This is a genomic window from Paenibacillus sp. FSL R5-0636, from assembly GCF_037974255.1.
Classification (GTDB): domain Bacteria; phylum Bacillota; class Bacilli; order Paenibacillales; family Paenibacillaceae; genus Paenibacillus_AQ; species Paenibacillus_AQ odorifer.
Window position 1 is genome coordinate 5,862,197 of record NZ_CP150232.1, and the last position, 16,008, is coordinate 5,878,204.

The following is a 16,008-nucleotide window of genomic DNA, read 5'->3' on the forward strand; positions in this document are numbered from 1 at the left end:
GCTGTCCATTATTGAAGGGGGATTATCCCGATGTTATCTCTTACGCATCCTAAACGGCAAATGCCAAAGGTTGCCTTGCTGATTCTTTTTGGCTTTTTGTGTATGCTTTTGCTCTCCAGCCCCGCGGGGGCGGAGGGCGATGGCACGGTCGACGAGCTCCTGCCGCCGGTCGGCAGCGCGCTCGTCGAAGCCGGCCAGAGCCGCTGGGACGCGGCCGCCGCCGATGTAGAAGTGTTCGCTGCGCTGTGGCGCACCGCGAACACAGGCACGCCGGACCCGGCACTCGCCGGTCCGGCTGCTGCCGTTGACGCCGCGCTTGCAGACGCGGCGAAAGCCCTTGCGGCGGGCGGCGGCGAGCCCGCCAAAACCGCACTGTCCACGCTCGCGAGAAGCGTGGACGCGTACGTCACCGCCGCCTCCGGCACGGTCGGCGGTGACACTGGAGCCGCCGGACGCGAGACGGCGGCGAAGCTTTTGCCCGCGGCGGAACGCACGCGGGATGCGGCGCGCAGCGCCGACTGGAGCGCGGCAGCGGCAGCGTACCGCGACATCGTCAGCGGATGGAAGCCGGCGGAGCGCAACATCCGGGCGGACGATTCCGCCGTCTACAGCCTGCTGGAGACGCGAATAAGCCTGCTGCGGATTGCGCTGCAGGCTGAACCGCTCCGTGAGGCGTCGGCGAAATCGGAAGCAGAAGCACTATATCAGCTGCTGGCTGATTACAGTGAAGGCAAAACCATTGACGCTGGGGACACTTCCAGTGAACCAGCTTCTATAGAGGGATTAATCAACTACCTGAACAAAGCATCCTCCGCTGCCAAAGACAATAACAGCACAGAGGCCGCTAACATCATGGAGCAATTCATCGTAGCCTGGCCTTCTGCCGAAGGGCAAGTCCAGATCGCCTCACCAACAGTCTACAACAATATCGAAAACGAGAGTGCGGCTGTCACAGGTTACCTGCTCTCAAATCCACCTAAACTGGATCAAGCTTTAACCATCATGGACAATATGCTTAGTGAACTAACGCCTTTGGCTGGTGAGACCACTTATAATGCTTGGGATGCCGCTTTGATTCTGTTGCGCGAAGGACTTGAGGCTATTCTCGTCTTGTCAGCTCTTCTTGCTTACCTGAAACGTGATGGCAACGCCAAAGCGCAAAAATGGATCTGGTCCGGTGCAGCTGTCGGCCTCACTGCAAGTATCGGATTGGCTGTTGTGCTCACTTATACCATTTCTCGGGCAGCTTCCGGGGGAGCGCGGGAGATGATTGAAGGGATTACTGGTCTTGTCGCGGTAGTTATGATGCTCACCATCGGACGCTGGTTGCATAGCAAATCAAACACTGCGAACTGGAACAACTACGTGGGTAGGCAAGTTGATGGCGCGCTGGCCAAAGGAAACCTTTGGTCACTGTCCTCCGTTGCAGCGCTTGCGATTTTACGTGAAGGTGCAGAGACTACTATTTTTTATGTGGGCATGGCTCCATCCATCAAGCTGTCTCAATTACTGCTTGGGATTGGATGTGCTCTGATTATTCTTGGTATTGTAGGCTATGCAATGATTGCCTTGAGTGCAAAATTGCCGATTGCCGCCTTCTTCCGTACAGCTACAATTCTTATTTATTACCTAGTATTCCGCTTTCTTGGGGAGAGCATTCACTCGCTTCAGGTCGCTGGCAAACTTCCTGCGCATGTACAAGAGGGCTTGCCTTCAATTAACTGGCTTGGCATGTATCCAACTTGGGAAACCTTGCTTCCACAGCTGCTTGTCCTGCTGTTTATTGTGTGGGAGCTGCTTCGGAACAGATCGCCAAAAGCTTCACGAACAGCTTAGTTTTATTAATACAATAGATCTACCGGTCCGTCACGCCCTTGTGGTTACGCCGGTTTAGTCCGGTAATCTCTTGCATTTACAGTCTAATTTATGAAATGGATTCCATAGCAAGCTTTTTATTTGGGAGGTTATTTGCGGACAATATGATAAAATAAAATGATTATACACAAGCACCAAAGGGAGGCTGTTGTACTCTAATGGCTAATATTAAAGAAATTGCCCGTATGGCTGGTGTTTCCGTGACAACAGTCTCGCGGGTGCTCAATAATCACCCTTATGTAAGTGAAGTCAAACGAACCGCAGTTCTAACTACAATTGAAAAATTAAACTACACGCGTAATATGAACGCTGTGCATCTGATCACTGGGCGGACTCAAGCTATAGCTGTTATTATTCCGTATACCAACTTATTTTATTTCTCAGTCATTATAGCAGGCTTGGCTCAAGAAGCACTGCTGGCTCAATACCGGCTCGTTCTGTGCCAAACCGATTATCGTACTGAAGAAGAAATTAAGGTGCTTGAGATGCTGCGCAATAAAGAAATTGACGGTGTGGTTATGGTCTCTTCAACAATGAGCTCAGAAGCTATTGAAGAATATACAGCTTATGGCCCTATTGTGGTATGTCAGGATAGAGGAGAACGCCAATTTTCTTCTGTATATATTGAGCATTATTCTGCTTTTCGCAGCGGCCTTCAATATTTGAATGATAAAGGTTACCGCCATATTGGCTACTGTGAAGGAAGACCATACGGCAGCAGCAGCTCTATCCGACAAATTGCCTTTAGAGACTTTCTGGCGGCTACAGATCAGCCTTACATTGATGAATGGATGATCTATAACTGTGTGACCGAAGAGGACGGTGCCCGCGTACTACACCAACTGCTGCAGATGAAGAATCGTCCTGATGCCCTGATTATTTCAGCAGGCGATCATATAGCGGCCGGTTTAATCATCGAAGCTTGGAAAAAGGGTATCCGCATTCCTGAGGATCTGGCCGTCATCGGATTTGATGATCAGCCTATCGGCCGAACGTTAGGTCTGACCACTGTAGATAATCAGTTAACTGAAATGGGCATATCCGCTTTTCGGATTATCTATGATCAGATCCAGCGAAATGATGGACAACCCGTTCACCGCAAGCTTGAGTACCGTATTATAGAACGCAATACAGTATAGCATCCCTTTTATCTTATATCTCCGTAATTACATCATTTAACGGTCCACTTTGCAGCCTTCTGCGAGTAGGCCGTTTTTTATTTTTGCATATTCCCCTCAAGTATTCATTTTTATCCCTTGCTTCCGAATGGAATTTGTTTTATCCTAAGTATGAAAATAATTTTCTACATTTAGTTAATAATTATAAAAATAATTTCAATACCCCATTGAAACGAGGTGGATGAATGGATGTCCCCAATACTGCATGCACTCGAGCATGAGAAGGCCAAGCTCTCTCAAATGGAACGAAAGCTGGCTGAACGAATTCTCTCCTCACCAGGCGAAATCGTTCATATGGGCATTACAGAATTAGCAGAACAATGCGGAATAAGCCCGGCAACGATCACACGTTTCTGTAAGGTGCTTCATTTTAAAGGCTTCCCCGACTTCAAGGTGAAGCTGGCAGCAGAAATTGCTCATAGTGATGCCGCGCCGCAGGATGGTGGCTCTTCTTATCAAGATATTGTAGCAGGCAACCCACTCTCCGTGATTGTGGAAGCGATGCAGACGAACCATCTGACCTCCATCAGGGACACTACTTCCCTGTTAGATCTGGAGCGACTGCAGGCAGCAGTTAATTTATTGTGCCAAGCACGCCGCGTTGATCTATACGGGATGGCGACCTCTTCCATTGTTGCTCAGGATTTCTATCAGAAGCTGATCCGCATAGGCGTAAATTGCACTGCTTTTGCTGATTCCCATATGCAGATTACCTCTGCTTCATCACTCTCCGAAGGTGATGTCGTGTTCGCAGTATCCTATTCGGGAGAGACTCCCGAGACCATTGATGCCTTGATGTGTGCGAAGGCTAGCGGAGCAAGCACTATCGCACTAACCTCTTATGGCAGCAGCACCTTGGCTACTCTGGCGGATATCCCCCTATTCTCCTCATCTTTGGAGAAAGGTATGCGCCGGGGAGACATGGCCTCACGCATAGCTCAGCTTCACATCATTGATATTTTGTTCACTGGAATGGTCAGCACCCGTTTTGGGGATTTTATTCCTAGACTGGAGCAATCTTATCTCAATGTCCAACAATACCGAAACAAACGAGGAGGACAATCCTAATGAATATTCTAAAGTTCCATAGTGATGAAGATTTCGTACAAACGGGTGCGAATCTTATCGCCAGCCTACTGCAAAGCAATCCTAAAGCCGTGCTCGGTCTTGCGACCGGAAGCTCCCCAGTTGGTGTTTATGCCAAATTGGTTGAAATGCACCAAAAAGGACTTGTGAGTTTCTCTAAAGCAACTTCCTTTAATCTGGATGAGTATATTGGCTTGCCTGTCGACCATCCACAGAGCTATCGCAGTTTCATGAACGAGCAATTATTTAACCATATAGATATTGATCCAGGACAGACACATATCCCTAACGGAAACGCAGCGGATATGGAAGCAGAATGCCTTGCATACGATAAAATGCTGGAAGAAAACGGACCCGTTGACTTGCAGATTCTCGGTATTGGCAGCAACGGCCACATTGGATTCAACGAACCCGATGCTAACCTCAGCAGCAAAACCCATGTCGTTGACCTGCTTGATGATACCCGGGAAGCGAATGCCAGATTCTTCGACAGTTTGGACGAGGTACCTCGGCAAGCGATCACAATGGGCATTGGAGGCATCCTAAAAGCACGCCAAATTCTCTTATTAGTTCGTGGTGCCGGCAAAGCTGAAGCCATCCGCAATGCTGTTGAAGGCCCGATTACAACCCAATGCCCTGCATCCTTGCTGCAGAGCCATCCAAATGTAATCGTTCTCGTAGATGAAGGAGCAGGCAAATGGCTGAAATAAATAAAGAACTAGAACAGTTGCTGTTCGGTAAGGTACTGACTCCCCAAGGTTTAATTGAGCATGGTGTGATTGCCGTATCTGGAGAGCAGATCCACTATGCTGGCGATGCGGCTTGGCTCCCAGAGCGTTACGCTCATTGGCCTGCCAGTGGTCAAGCAACGGATCTTCTGATCCCCGGATTTGTAGATGTACATGTTCATGGTGGAGCTGGCCACGACTTTATGTACAGTGATACTGAATCGCTGAATGCCATCACTAAGTTCCATAGTTCCCAAGGAACAACAACAATGCTGGCTACAACCATGACCGCTTCCAAGTCTGCTATTGACCAAGTATTCTCCGAAGTCAGCGCTTATCGTGCTGCTGAAATGCCTTACACACAAATTGCAGGCATGCATCTGGAAGGACCCTTCATCAGCCCGAAATGGTCCGGCGCACAAAATCCAGAGCATATTGTTCCTGCCAATATTGAGTGGCTAGCACAATGGGAGAACGATTATCCAGGAATGATCCGGCAAGTCACGCTTGCTCCGGAACGTGAAGGTGCCCTCGAAGCTATTCTCTGGCTGCGCAAGCACGGTATAACTGCAGCGCTCGGGCATACGGATGCTTCCTTTGAAGAGGTTATTGCCGCAGCAGATGCTGGACTTAACCAAGCTGTGCATATGTTCAATGCGATGACACCCCTACATCACCGTAAACCTGGAGCGGCTGGAGCTATTTTGTTCGATAAACGCATTCGCGCAGAGATTATAGCCGACGGGATTCATGTTCATCCCGCAGCCATTTCTATATTGACCCGTCTCAAGAAAGAGAACAATTTATTACTGATTACTGACGCCATGTCTGCAACTGGACTTAGTGATGGTGAATATACAATTGGTGATTTACCTGTACTCGTTCAAGATGGCATCGCCACCCTTAAAGATAATCCTGCTGCTCTAGCTGGAAGCACACTAACGATGATTCGCGGCTTCCGTTATCTGATCCAAGAGGTAGGACTCAGCTTGGAAGAAGCCTCCCGTGCTGCAAGCCTTACGCCAGCGGCGTCCATTGGAATGGAGCGTAGCATTGGTTCCTTGGAGGCTGGAAAACGCGGCGATATCCTGCGCCTTGATGCTGAATTTAATATTTGCGGCGTATGGATCGGCGGACGTCCAATCACCACTTCATAAAATTAGCTCCAAACAAAAAAGCAACAATTCTCTCCAGATGGTGAGATTGTTGCTTTTTTATTTAGATCACAAAAATCATTAATAATTACGTGTTGGAAAAATTCGTTCAACCATGGTACGGAATTCATCCACAAATCCTTTTATCGGATGACCAGCACGAGCCTCTTCAGCATAAACATTAGCGCGTTCCACGAAGTCAGGATTTGCTGATACGTATACATCCTTAATTCTCGCATCATGTTTTTTAACTTCTGCAGCAATTTTATCTTTAATTGCTTTGGTAACTGTTTCTGTTTCTCTTGTATTTATGGTGTTATTTGAGTTATTCGTGCTATTGGTGTTGTACATATGCGTCGAATTACTTCTGTAATTCGTGTCATGGGTACTAGGAGTGGTACTGCGCATGCCCATTCCAGTTCCCATACCTTTTCCCATCCCCATATCTACATCATGTTTCGAGCCATCGCTGTTCAGCAGAGGACCATTATTATAAGTATGGTTTCTTGTCGTACCTGTTCCCATAGTACCTGTACCTGTACCCAACATACCCGCTCCCAAATTACCCATACCATTGATTCCATTTCTGGTTGCTGGTCCAGTACTTGTTGTACCAGGAACTGTATTTACAGTACCTCTTAAGGCTCCGTTCATACCATTTGTTACGGCTCCAGTATCATTCATTCCATCACGGCCAATTTTCACTCTTCCTGTACCAGACATTACGCCAGTCGGTCCATAATTGTGAGGAGTGGTTGAAGATTTTGCCCGATACGATGGAGTCCCTTTGGCACGCAAGCCAGCAGTTGCATCATTTAAAGTTACTGCTACATACGCGCTTTTACCTGCAAGCATTACATTCGCTGAACGGACTTCAGGCATAGCAGCAATCCGGTCTGCAAGCTCCTGACTAACTTCCATCTTAGTGATGTTATGCGTGCCACCGCGTACGGAATTTACACCAATACGCCCATCATCTACTCCCCGGACACTATTGGTTTGCACATTAGATTTTTCTGCCGTATTGGTTCCACACCCTGTAATACTCACCAAGCCGAGAAGCAATGCAGCTGAGACTGACATACTGATCTTGGATCGCAACATGAATTCATCCTCCATCTCTAATGTTGTATGTGTGCAGTGTACGATCGTTAGGATGACCTTCTGAAGAACAAGCTATCCTGAAAGGATTTGGAACTATGCCACTTTGACCGTCACCCGCGAGTGCAGATCGGCGTATCTTATAAACAGTAAGCCATATCTCAACAAGTCGGTATTGCTCCGCAAAAGTCAGGAGGCTTGTGCATGAAAGTTCTATTTACGTTTTATGTACCGAGTGGCGGGGTGGAGACATTAAATAAGCTGCGATGTGAAAGTCTCCAGCGAAGTGGGATCGAATGCCATGTTTTATATCTAATGCCGGGTTCAGGCCAGAATACGACCAATTTTCCGGTATTTGTCTCATCTTCAGATGAAGAAATTAAAAATTTGCTGGATACCCATAATTACGATGCTATTATTGTTACATCAGATTATTTATTACTGAAACGTCTGCGTGAACTCGGTTACCGCGGTATTATGATATACGAATCTCAAGGCCTTGGAAAACGCAGTCATGCGGAAACTCTGATCAGAGATGCTGTCCCTTATTTACGTTCTTATTGTAATGCGGTACTAATCCCGCCAACCGATCATTTGTTGGAGCTGTTTATTGAAATCTGTCCCTGGCTGCATCGTTATGTAATTCCGAATATTGTTGATGTCCAGTCCTTTCAGCATATCCCTGCTGAACCTCCGGCTAATCCGGTTATCGCTTGGGTAGGCCGGCTAGAGAGCAATAAAAATTGGCGGGAATACTTGAGAATCGCCCATGAAATTCGCCTTTATAAACCAGATCTTCATTTGTGGATGTTCCATGATCCTAATTTAGCCGCAGAGGATCAAAAACAATCCTTTCAGGAGGAGCTACACGCCTTAGGGCTGAATGATCGTCTAAGTACTTTTACCAATATTCCTAATCATGTAATGCCGATTTATTATTCCTCGATAGCCAATTCTGGTGGATTCCTGTTAGCCACCTCCATTACAGAAGGATTTGGATATGCTGTTGCCGAAGCGATTTGCTGCACTTGTCCAGTACTTAGTACAGATTCCGATGGTGTCAGATCCTTTATTGTTCATAATGTCACGGGTAAATTTTACCCGCTTGGCAATATTCCAACTGCCGTCAACGAAGGACTGGAGCTTATGAACAATATTCCTCTGCGAGAGGGTCTCCGTCAGCAAGGAAGAGGATATATGGTCTCACGCTTCGGAACCGAGAAGTATGCGCAGTCTTTTCGTGAAATGATGAATTCATATGCCATCTTCTAACCGAAATCAAGCAAAAAAACCTTCAAGCCACTTCTCAAGTGGTACTGAAGGTTTTTTATATTTTAAGGACATATTACTAAGAGTTCCTCGCTACGATCTCAAACAGTGCATTCTGAAACAATTGTGTGCTTTTTTCCCAAGTGAAATGCTGTGAATCCTGCTCCCCCTTACGAGCCAGCCGCTGGCGTAAATCCGGGTCTTTAATTAAGGTTAAGATATCATCCGCGAGCCGATTCTCAAACCGGTAGGACATTAAGCAGTTGTGGCCATGCCTGCCATATTCCATATTCCCACCGGAGTAAACAGTAACGAGTGCTGCTCCACAACGCATAGCCTCGATGCCTGGTAGCGATCCCGTATCATACGTACTTGAGCTTACAAAAATATCACTCTCACTATAATGGTAACAAAGTTCAGTATCATTTGCAGGAGTCCTTATATGATATCTTTCATCCATTAATAAAGTTTGCAGTGTAGTCGACTCAGCAAATTCACCAGGAGGAATAATCAAATAAAGTTCAACTTCTGGATGAAGTCTTCTGACCCGATTTAACTGTTCAAGCAAATAATCTTGTTCACGATGACCTGAGAATCCTCCCTCCGGCTTTCGCATAACCGCGGAAACTACAAGCTTATTTTCAGGTTCACGAATGTTCAGGTTTCTAAAAACAGGATTCACACCAATGGGCACGATTGTCCCCTTAATGCCATGATTCATCTGGACGATTTCTTGCTGCCAGCGGGAAAGTACGAGCAGATTGCTGGTTAAACTATAAGATGCAAAAGAACGGCTATTGTCAGGTAAAAAAGTGGGCTCGTAGCAAAGTGCTAAGCGAATATGAATCCCTTTCCCCTCATTACTTGCCTGCTGCGATACCTCGACTGTGGTATAAAAGTTGGAGACAATCACGTCCCCCACTGGAAAATCGCTGGCCGACAAATCATCATCTGCCGCATAACGCAATTCACAATTTATCTCGTATTCAACGACACCATCGCTGGGCAAGAGGATCGTAATTTCATGACCGATCTCTGACAGACGATTAGCCAGTTCTGCCAGCATCCGTTGTGCTCCGCCCCTAGATAGAGTTAGAACAGGAAATATTAATTTCATTCCCCTCTCTCCTTTAGCAGCAGATGCGATAGAACCCCGTGATGTTTTGCTTGTACCAGTTCTATCTCTCTTTTCTGCGCCTCACTATGAATCACTGAGCCCATCTCTTGATGCACTCGATAATCAAGCTGCGGATGCTCAATATAAGACCAGCTAAAATGCGGTAAAATACGCAGCCATAAATCATAATCTTGAGTATATAACAACATTTCATCGAACGTTCCTACAGCACGAAATATATCCATATGAAGAAGAACTGTACTCCCATTCACCGGACAACCCAACATCATAGTCTCAATAAAATGGGCCCTGCTGCTAAAAAGCATACTTACCGTATCTGAGATCCGTTCTCCCTGCTCATTTATATAATAATAGGCTGTATAGTTAAACAAAGTGCCCGTACTTTTGAGCTTTTCTATTTGGTTTTTGATTTTATCCGGGTGAAATTGATCATCTGCACTGAGCCAGGCAAAATACGTTCCGGTAGCCACTTCTATCCCTTTGTTCAAAGCAGAGGCCGTCCCGCCATTATCCTTTTGTATATAAATGATCCTGTCACGGAAGGGAGTCAACTTCTCCAGCCATAGGGTAGAACCGTCGTCGACTACAATGAGTTCTATATTCGGATAGCTTTGATTCAAGACACTTTGGATGGCGAGATCCACATACGAACAGTTATAAAATGGGATGATCACCGATACTTTAGGTTCTTCACTCATACGCGCTCACCTCCTTCACCCGGAGCTCAACTTTTTATACTGTTTTACAAGCAAGCAAGGCATCTACTGGTGCATGGTCTTCACCGAACGCTTCTCGAAACGATGGGTTTTGGGCATGATGGAAGCCTTTCAGTACCGTTACCTCATACCCCAGTGCAATAAAATCCTCCGGCTCCCATCCGCTCCGGTGCTTTTGATAATGCTCCCCCTGCAAATGATAATGATCCATACCCTCCTGTGGAAAAAAGCCCCGAGGGGTAAATACAACTACTCGGTTATTGGCGATTCTTTCGGCCATCCCGAGCAGTGTCTTCGCTTCATTTTTATTAAAGTGCTCTATTGAATCAATAAAGGTAACCGCTGAAAATGTTTTGGGGAGGAACAATTTATCCATATGACTGGCATCTGCATGTACCGGAATAATATGAGGTGACTTATATTGACGATGCAGCAGGTACGGCCTGTGAATTTCTAATCCAAGCACTACTGCGGCTTCATATCGTTCAAGCAGGGTACCGGTGCCGCTGCCGATATCCAGAATACTCTCGCAGAATTTCAACTGTTCCAGTAAGACTGGCAGAAAGTCATTCACTTCAATTTCCCGGTACATTACCTTCAGCCCCCCATAGAAGAAATCAAGTGCTGCAGCGAATTCTTGTAGCGGGCATTGGTCGCAGCTGCCTCTGCCATAATTACATCAAAATATTTGATCGTTCCCATGCCATCATGAGTCCGGTAAGCTGTAAGTGATTGATTCAACATCACAGGTGGATATCCGTTCAGAATGGCGCGGAACCATAAGTCATAATCATGTGTGTAAGGAAGTGATTCATCAAAAAGCCCTATGGCTCCAAACACCTCTCGTTTAAACATCACCGTACAGCCATTAATAGGATTACCGTGTAAAAAACAACGTAAGTAATCCAGGTGACTAGGAAACAATGGCGCAGCATTCAGCTGAACCAGCTGCGATTGAGCGTTAATATAATTAAAGTTGGTATAGGAGATTAACAAGTGGTTCTGCTCCATGAACAGAACCTGATTGTTGATCTTATCCCGATAAAATAAATCGTCTGAACTAAGCCAGACCACATAGTCCCCTGTTGCATTCAAAATGCCGTGATTCAGTGCGGAGGCGGTTCCCCCGTTGCCTTTGCCCAAATAATGAATTCGGGAGAGATACGGTGTAATTAGATTGCTATGAGCGTGCGAGCCGTCATCGACAATAATGATCTCGTAAGGTTCCCAAGACTGGGAGAGCGCACTTTGCAGGGCGTGTTCAATATAAGGACAATTATAAAAAGGAATCACTACCGAAACCTTCGGTCTCATAACAACCTCCCCTCCCCGTTAACTCGGTAATAATTCAAAATATCCATTAACGATTGGCTAAGCCCAATCTCCGGACGCCAGCCCAGTGAAAACACATCAGCCTCAGGGGTTGATGCTTCTGAATGAACCTTCTTATCCGCTGTGGCTGCGATCTCTGAAATAGCCCGTTCAGCATCTGCAGGTCCCCAGTCCATTGGCACTGGTCCTACAGAATGACTGAGCAGCTGCTCCGCGATCTCCCCGAGTTCCCGCTGCTTCCCCGAATCGATGCGATAGATGGTTCCATTTGTACCTTTACGCAAAATGTAGTCATAAGCTCTAACGGCATCTCTAACATCTAAAAAATCACGCAGCGCATAACGAGAAGAGAGCTTAAATGGAGGTATTTCCTCATCTGGCTGGACTTCACTTCGAACAATGTGCTGTGCTAATAAAGAGCAGAAGCCGGTGGAAGGACCGGGACCAATCAGATTACACGGCTCAGCCAGCAGAACCGGCTGTTTAAATAAGGTGCCCCAAGCGAGGGACACCAGCTCTTCTATTGTTTTGCTAAGGCTATACGGGTGTGGTGGCCCAGCCACCACACCCGGTTTGAACTTAAGTCTGGAGCCTGCCACTAGAATCCGACTGCTCGGCAAGCTTCGCATTGCCTCTAGTAAATATAAGGTGGCCATCACATTTGTCTCCATATAAAGCAAGGGATTAAGCCATGACTCGGGTACGGAGTTCTTCCCAGCCAAATGAAGGACAGCGTCCGGCGCAGTTTGCTTGATCATCTCAGCTACTGCTTTCCGGTCACTTAAATCACAAACATATATCTTTACTCCTTCTGGAAAAAGAGTGGAGGCAGCTGTCGATTGCGGCCGCAATACAGCGATAACCTCAGCCCCTCCAGCCGAAAATAATCGAACCGCATGTTGCCCGGTGAATCCACCGGCTCCGGTAATCAGAAGTCTTTGCCCTGTCATAAATACATCTCTGACTGTTTCATCCAGTCAGCCAGTTCCTGCAGCATTAAAGGATATGAAGGCAGCGGCAAGAGGACATCCGCTCTTGTATTCACTAGTGTACGATCCTGAATATGTTCATCCTCAGGGATGATCTCCACATTTTCTTTATGAAAAGCCGCCTGAATATGCTGAAGCAGCTCATATTTACTTACTGGCTCTGGATGCGCTAAATGGATCAGCCCCGATACGGAGGAATCCAGCATTACATCCACTGCTTTGGCTAATTGGAGCGTTGTGACCCCGTTCCACATCACCCGCCGGTATCCTGAAACTTTACCACTCTGCGCCAGGAACCAATCCATCAGACCAATACCGCCTGAGCGGATTTCGGGGCCAATAATGGAAGTGCGAATCGTAAGATGCCCGGGTTTTTGCACCTCACCGAGGCTTTTCGAAATTGCATATACAGAGGTTCCATCAGGAGCATCCTCTTCGGTGTACCCTCCGCGTGTTCCTTCGAACACGCAGTCGGTACTGATATGGATGAGCCTTGCCTGAACATCCTCCGCCTTTCGCCACAAGTGATGAGGGAGAAAGCCATTCACGTGGTAAGCCCCAATTTTGTCACGCTCCGCGAATTGATTGAGAACCCCCATTGCATTGATAATGCAATGAGGGGAAACGATATCGACCAGCTTCTCAACTCCGGCTATATCGTTCGCATCTACATACAGCCCGCCAAGATCGCTCTTATCCCGGGTTGTATGGAAGACGTGATGCTTGCCCTGGCGGCGAAAATAATCCGCCAGCATATGCCCCGCCATACCGTTTCCACCTAGGATAAGCAGCTTCATTGCAGGAACCCTCCCCGGATCAAGATGCTTTTGATCTCTTCCCGATCCATCAGATTCGTCTCTGAACTGAAGCTATTGAAAGAGACATGAGGATAAGCGCTATAATGTGCCTTTAATTCCGGCATGTTCAGCGTAGGGAGAATTACTAGATACTGTTCATCGTAGACAACGGTAGTTAAGCTTTCGAAATCGCTCATCAGAATCTCGTGGATTTTCTCCCCCGGACGAATCCCGGTCTCGACAATACTCACATTGGACTCTCCGGAAGCTTCAATCAGCACCTCAGCAAGATCGATAATTCGGCAGGTAGGCATAGTCATGACGAAGATTTCTCCACCCAAGCTAACCTCAGAAGCTTTAAATAATAATGTAATAGCATCGCGTAGGGTAAAAAAGAAGCGGGTCATTTTCATATCCGTAATGCGTACCTGACCCTTATCCTTAATCTGCTTCATGAACAAATGCACGACGCTGCCGTTCGTTCCGAGCACATTACCTCCGCGTACAGTAACGAACCGGGTGTTTGAGCCAATCAGATTGGCATAAACGAACAATTTTTCCCCGATCGCTTTGGTCATTCCATAGAAGTTGGATGGGTTCGCAGCCTTATCGGTAGAGATGTAAATTGCTTTTTCAACGCCATTTACAATGGCAGCTTCGATCACATTTTGAGTTCCCACTACATTGGTTTTGAGTGCTTCATAAGGCTGATCTTCACAGACTGGAACATGTTTGAGCGCCGCCAGATGAAAGATGTAATCAACGCCACGGCAGGCTGCAATCAGCGCATCCTTGTCACGGATATCGCCAATGATAAAGCTGAGACGTTGATCTTCAAACTCCCGGCTCATCGCCACTTGAGCGGATTCACTGCGGGAGAATACGATGATTTCCTTAGGATTTTGTGGCAGAAGTTGCCTAATCAGCTCATGCCCCCAGGAACCAGTTCCGCCTGTGACCACAATCCTTTTATTATTGAACATGCAGGTTCCCTCCAAGCAAGAATTTAACTACCTTGACCGAAACATCCGGAGTCATGTATCCTTCCGGTGCCTCCCAATCCCGATTGAGCGCCGTCATCAGCTTGACGCTGCGAAGAATACTTTTCTGATCTACACCTGAGACTACATTGCTGCCACAATCCACTGTTTCTGGACGTTCCGTCGTTCTGCGAATCGTAACTGTTGGCACTTTCATCAAGCAGCATTCCTCCTGTACAGTCCCGCTGTCGGTGATGGCACATAAGGCGTGCTGTTCCAAATAGACAAAATCAAAAAATCCGAAAGGTTCATGAAATTCAACTAGTGGGTTCATTGGAAGGGAAAATTGCTCGGTAAGTTTGGAGCGAGTGCGAGGATGAATGCTGCATATTAAACGAATTCCAAAATGCTCAGCCACTGCGTTAAGACCCGACATAATTTGTACAAGGGACTCTGGATCGTCTACATTCTCAGCACGGTGGGCCGTGACTAGAAAATACTGTCCTGAGGTAAGCTTCAGCTGCTCCAGAATGTCGCTAGTTTGGATTTTGTGCTCAAAATGGGTCATGACCTCATGGATCGGATTTCCTGTTAACACGATACGCCTGCTGGGGAAACCTTCGCTGATTAGATGTCTTTTGCTCTGCTGCGTATAAGGCATATTAATGGTCGAAACGGCGTCGATGACACGGCGGTTTTTCTCTTCTGGTACTTGGAGGTCATAGCAACGGTTGCCCGCTTCCATATGCACCACCGGAATTCCCATACGTTCAGCCAAAATCGCGCATAACGCGCTGTTCGTATCGCCCAGAAGCAAGACACGATCTGGCTGTTCTTTTAGTAAAATGCTTTCTAACCCTCCGAACATGGCGGCAAGCTGACCGCCTAGTCCTGCTTGTTTATCCTGCAGCACATAATCCGGTGCCCGCAGTCCCAGCTCAGCAAAGAAAATACCGCTGAGACTGGCGGTGAAGTTCTGGCCTGTATGCACCAGGATGTGCCGCTCAGCATGTTCGTCGAGAAGCGGAATGATTACACTGAGGCGAATGATTTCAGGCCTCGTGCCTAAAATCGTCATGATCTTCATGAGTTCACTCCCCTGCCTGTTTAATTATGGTCTGACTTGGCTCAGTCAGCGGACTGTGCTCTGGTTGCTGGATTGAGCTCATTTAGCGGGATTTATACCGCTCATTGCGTTCAGATTGCTGGATTGAGCTCATTTTGCGGGATTTTTACCGTTCATTTGGCTCAGGTTGCTGGATTGAGCTCTTTAAACGGGATTTTTACCGTTCATTGCGCTCAAGTTGCTGGATTGAGCTCTTTTTGCGGGAAATGTACCGTTCATTTGGCTCAAGTTGCTGGATTGAGCTTGTTTTGCGGGATTTATACTGCTCATTTGGCTCTGGTTGCTGGATTGAGCTCATTTAGCGGGAATTATACCGTTCATTTGGCTCAGGTTGCTGGATTGAGCTCATTTTGCGGGACTTATACCGTTCATTGCGCTCTGGTTGCTGGATTGAGCTCATTTAGCGGGAAATGTACCGTTCATTTGGCTCTGGTTGCTGGATTGAGCTCTTTTTGCGGGAAATGTACCGTTCATTTGGCTCTGGTTGCTGGATTGAGCTCTTTTTGCGGGAAATGTACCGTTCATTTGGCTCAGGTTGC

The 16,008-nt window shown here is 47.0% G+C and carries 15 protein-coding genes; 6 read left to right on the forward strand and 9 right to left on the reverse strand.

The window, feature by feature from the left end:
* Positions 1 to 231: 231 nt before the first annotated feature.
* The 5 genes from MKX34_RS26865 to nagA all read left to right on the forward strand — a co-directional run bounded on the left by MKX34_RS26865 (position 232) and on the right by nagA (position 6,024).
* A complete protein-coding gene (locus MKX34_RS26865; protein ID WP_249267721.1) occupies positions 232 to 1,836 on the forward strand; it encodes an FTR1 family protein in 1,605 nt (534 codons plus the stop codon).
* Between the two features lie 197 nt (positions 1,837 to 2,033).
* Entirely contained in the window at positions 2,034 to 3,014 is a 981-nt protein-coding gene (locus tag MKX34_RS26870; protein WP_036679686.1) for a LacI family DNA-binding transcriptional regulator, read from the forward strand.
* A 228-nt stretch (positions 3,015 to 3,242) separates the two neighbouring features.
* Positions 3,243 to 4,121: a MurR/RpiR family transcriptional regulator gene (locus MKX34_RS26875; RefSeq protein WP_036679688.1), complete on the forward strand. Its 879-nt coding sequence runs from the start codon at positions 3,243 to 3,245 to the stop codon at positions 4,119 to 4,121.
* Positions 4,121 to 4,849, forward strand: a complete 729-nt coding sequence (nagB, locus tag MKX34_RS26880; protein ID WP_036679689.1) for a glucosamine-6-phosphate deaminase — start codon at positions 4,121 to 4,123, stop codon at positions 4,847 to 4,849. The genes MKX34_RS26875 and nagB overlap by 1 nt, the downstream gene beginning before the upstream one ends.
* On the forward strand, positions 4,837 to 6,024 hold the full coding sequence (gene nagA, locus MKX34_RS26885; RefSeq protein WP_036679691.1) for an N-acetylglucosamine-6-phosphate deacetylase: 1,188 nt from the start codon (positions 4,837 to 4,839) through the stop codon (positions 6,022 to 6,024). The genes nagB and nagA overlap by 13 nt, the downstream gene beginning before the upstream one ends.
* Before the next feature lie 78 nt (positions 6,025 to 6,102).
* Here the strand turns inward: nagA and MKX34_RS26890 are convergent, their stop codons facing one another.
* A complete protein-coding gene (locus MKX34_RS26890; RefSeq protein WP_076272758.1) occupies positions 6,103 to 7,125 on the reverse strand; it encodes a YhcN/YlaJ family sporulation lipoprotein in 1,023 nt (340 codons plus the stop codon).
* Between the two features lie 201 nt (positions 7,126 to 7,326).
* Here MKX34_RS26890 and MKX34_RS26895 point away from each other — a divergent pair, with 201 nt between their 5' ends.
* On the forward strand, positions 7,327 to 8,394 hold the full coding sequence (locus MKX34_RS26895) for a glycosyltransferase family 4 protein (RefSeq protein WP_036679693.1): 1,068 nt from the start codon (positions 7,327 to 7,329) through the stop codon (positions 8,392 to 8,394).
* 76 nt (positions 8,395 to 8,470) lie between these two features.
* Here MKX34_RS26895 and MKX34_RS26900 read toward each other — a convergent pair whose 3' ends face one another.
* The 8 genes from MKX34_RS26900 to wecB are packed head-to-tail and all read right to left on the reverse strand — an operon-like array spanning position 8,471 to position 15,430.
* Complete coding sequence (locus MKX34_RS26900; protein ID WP_076272757.1) at positions 8,471 to 9,508, reverse strand: glycosyltransferase family 4 protein; 1,038 nt, start codon at positions 9,506 to 9,508, stop codon at positions 8,471 to 8,473.
* Positions 9,505 to 10,227 carry a glycosyltransferase gene (locus MKX34_RS26905; RefSeq protein ID WP_036679696.1) on the reverse strand — a complete coding sequence of 241 codons (723 nt, stop codon included), beginning with the start codon at positions 10,225 to 10,227 and terminating at the stop codon, positions 9,505 to 9,507. Before MKX34_RS26905 ends, MKX34_RS26900 begins: the two co-directional genes overlap by 4 nt.
* Positions 10,228 to 10,261: 34 nt before the next feature.
* A complete protein-coding gene (locus MKX34_RS26910; RefSeq protein ID WP_036679697.1) occupies positions 10,262 to 10,837 on the reverse strand; it encodes a class I SAM-dependent methyltransferase in 576 nt (191 codons plus the stop codon).
* Positions 10,838 to 10,842: 5 nt separating this feature from the next.
* Entirely contained in the window at positions 10,843 to 11,559 is a 717-nt protein-coding gene (locus MKX34_RS26915) for a glycosyltransferase (protein WP_036679699.1), read from the reverse strand.
* The gene (locus MKX34_RS26920; RefSeq protein WP_076272755.1) at positions 11,556 to 12,527 is read right to left on the reverse strand and encodes an NAD-dependent epimerase/dehydratase family protein; all 972 of its coding nucleotides are present in this window, start codon (positions 12,525 to 12,527) and stop codon (positions 11,556 to 11,558) included. The genes MKX34_RS26915 and MKX34_RS26920 overlap by 4 nt, the downstream gene beginning before the upstream one ends.
* On the reverse strand, positions 12,524 to 13,363 hold the full coding sequence (locus tag MKX34_RS26925) for an SDR family oxidoreductase (protein ID WP_076103694.1): 840 nt from the start codon (positions 13,361 to 13,363) through the stop codon (positions 12,524 to 12,526). The genes MKX34_RS26920 and MKX34_RS26925 overlap by 4 nt, the downstream gene beginning before the upstream one ends.
* Entirely contained in the window at positions 13,360 to 14,346 is a 987-nt protein-coding gene (locus tag MKX34_RS26930; RefSeq protein ID WP_036679704.1) for a polysaccharide biosynthesis protein, read from the reverse strand. Before MKX34_RS26930 ends, MKX34_RS26925 begins: the two co-directional genes overlap by 4 nt.
* A complete protein-coding gene (wecB, locus tag MKX34_RS26935) occupies positions 14,336 to 15,430 on the reverse strand; it encodes a UDP-N-acetylglucosamine 2-epimerase (non-hydrolyzing) (RefSeq protein ID WP_076103696.1) in 1,095 nt (364 codons plus the stop codon). Before wecB ends, MKX34_RS26930 begins: the two co-directional genes overlap by 11 nt.
* Positions 15,431 to 16,008 lie beyond the last annotated feature (578 nt).

Coding starts and splice junctions, on each gene's coding strand:
- nagA (WP_036679691.1), top strand. CDS start 4,837: ATGGCTGAAATAAATAAAGAACTAGAACAGTTGCTGTTCGGTAAGGTA.
- nagB (WP_036679689.1), top strand. CDS start 4,121: ATGAATATTCTAAAGTTCCATAGTGATGAAGATTTCGTACAAACGGGT.
- MKX34_RS26925 (WP_076103694.1), bottom strand. CDS start 13,363: ATGAAGCTGCTTATCCTAGGTGGAAACGGTATGGCGGGGCATATGCTG.
- wecB (WP_076103696.1), bottom strand. CDS start 15,430: ATGAAGATCATGACGATTTTAGGCACGAGGCCTGAAATCATTCGCCTC.
- MKX34_RS26875 (WP_036679688.1), top strand. CDS start 3,243: ATGTCCCCAATACTGCATGCACTCGAGCATGAGAAGGCCAAGCTCTCT.
- MKX34_RS26910 (WP_036679697.1), bottom strand. CDS start 10,837: ATGTACCGGGAAATTGAAGTGAATGACTTTCTGCCAGTCTTACTGGAA.
- MKX34_RS26900 (WP_076272757.1), bottom strand. CDS start 9,508: ATGAAATTAATATTTCCTGTTCTAACTCTATCTAGGGGCGGAGCACAA.
- MKX34_RS26890 (WP_076272758.1), bottom strand. CDS start 7,125: ATGTTGCGATCCAAGATCAGTATGTCAGTCTCAGCTGCATTGCTTCTC.
- MKX34_RS26915 (WP_036679699.1), bottom strand. CDS start 11,559: ATGAGACCGAAGGTTTCGGTAGTGATTCCTTTTTATAATTGTCCTTAT.
- MKX34_RS26905 (WP_036679696.1), bottom strand. CDS start 10,227: ATGAGTGAAGAACCTAAAGTATCGGTGATCATCCCATTTTATAACTGT.
- MKX34_RS26930 (WP_036679704.1), bottom strand. CDS start 14,346: ATGTTCAATAATAAAAGGATTGTGGTCACAGGCGGAACTGGTTCCTGG.
- MKX34_RS26895 (WP_036679693.1), top strand. CDS start 7,327: ATGAAAGTTCTATTTACGTTTTATGTACCGAGTGGCGGGGTGGAGACA.
- MKX34_RS26870 (WP_036679686.1), top strand. CDS start 2,034: ATGGCTAATATTAAAGAAATTGCCCGTATGGCTGGTGTTTCCGTGACA.
- MKX34_RS26920 (WP_076272755.1), bottom strand. CDS start 12,527: ATGACAGGGCAAAGACTTCTGATTACCGGAGCCGGTGGATTCACCGGG.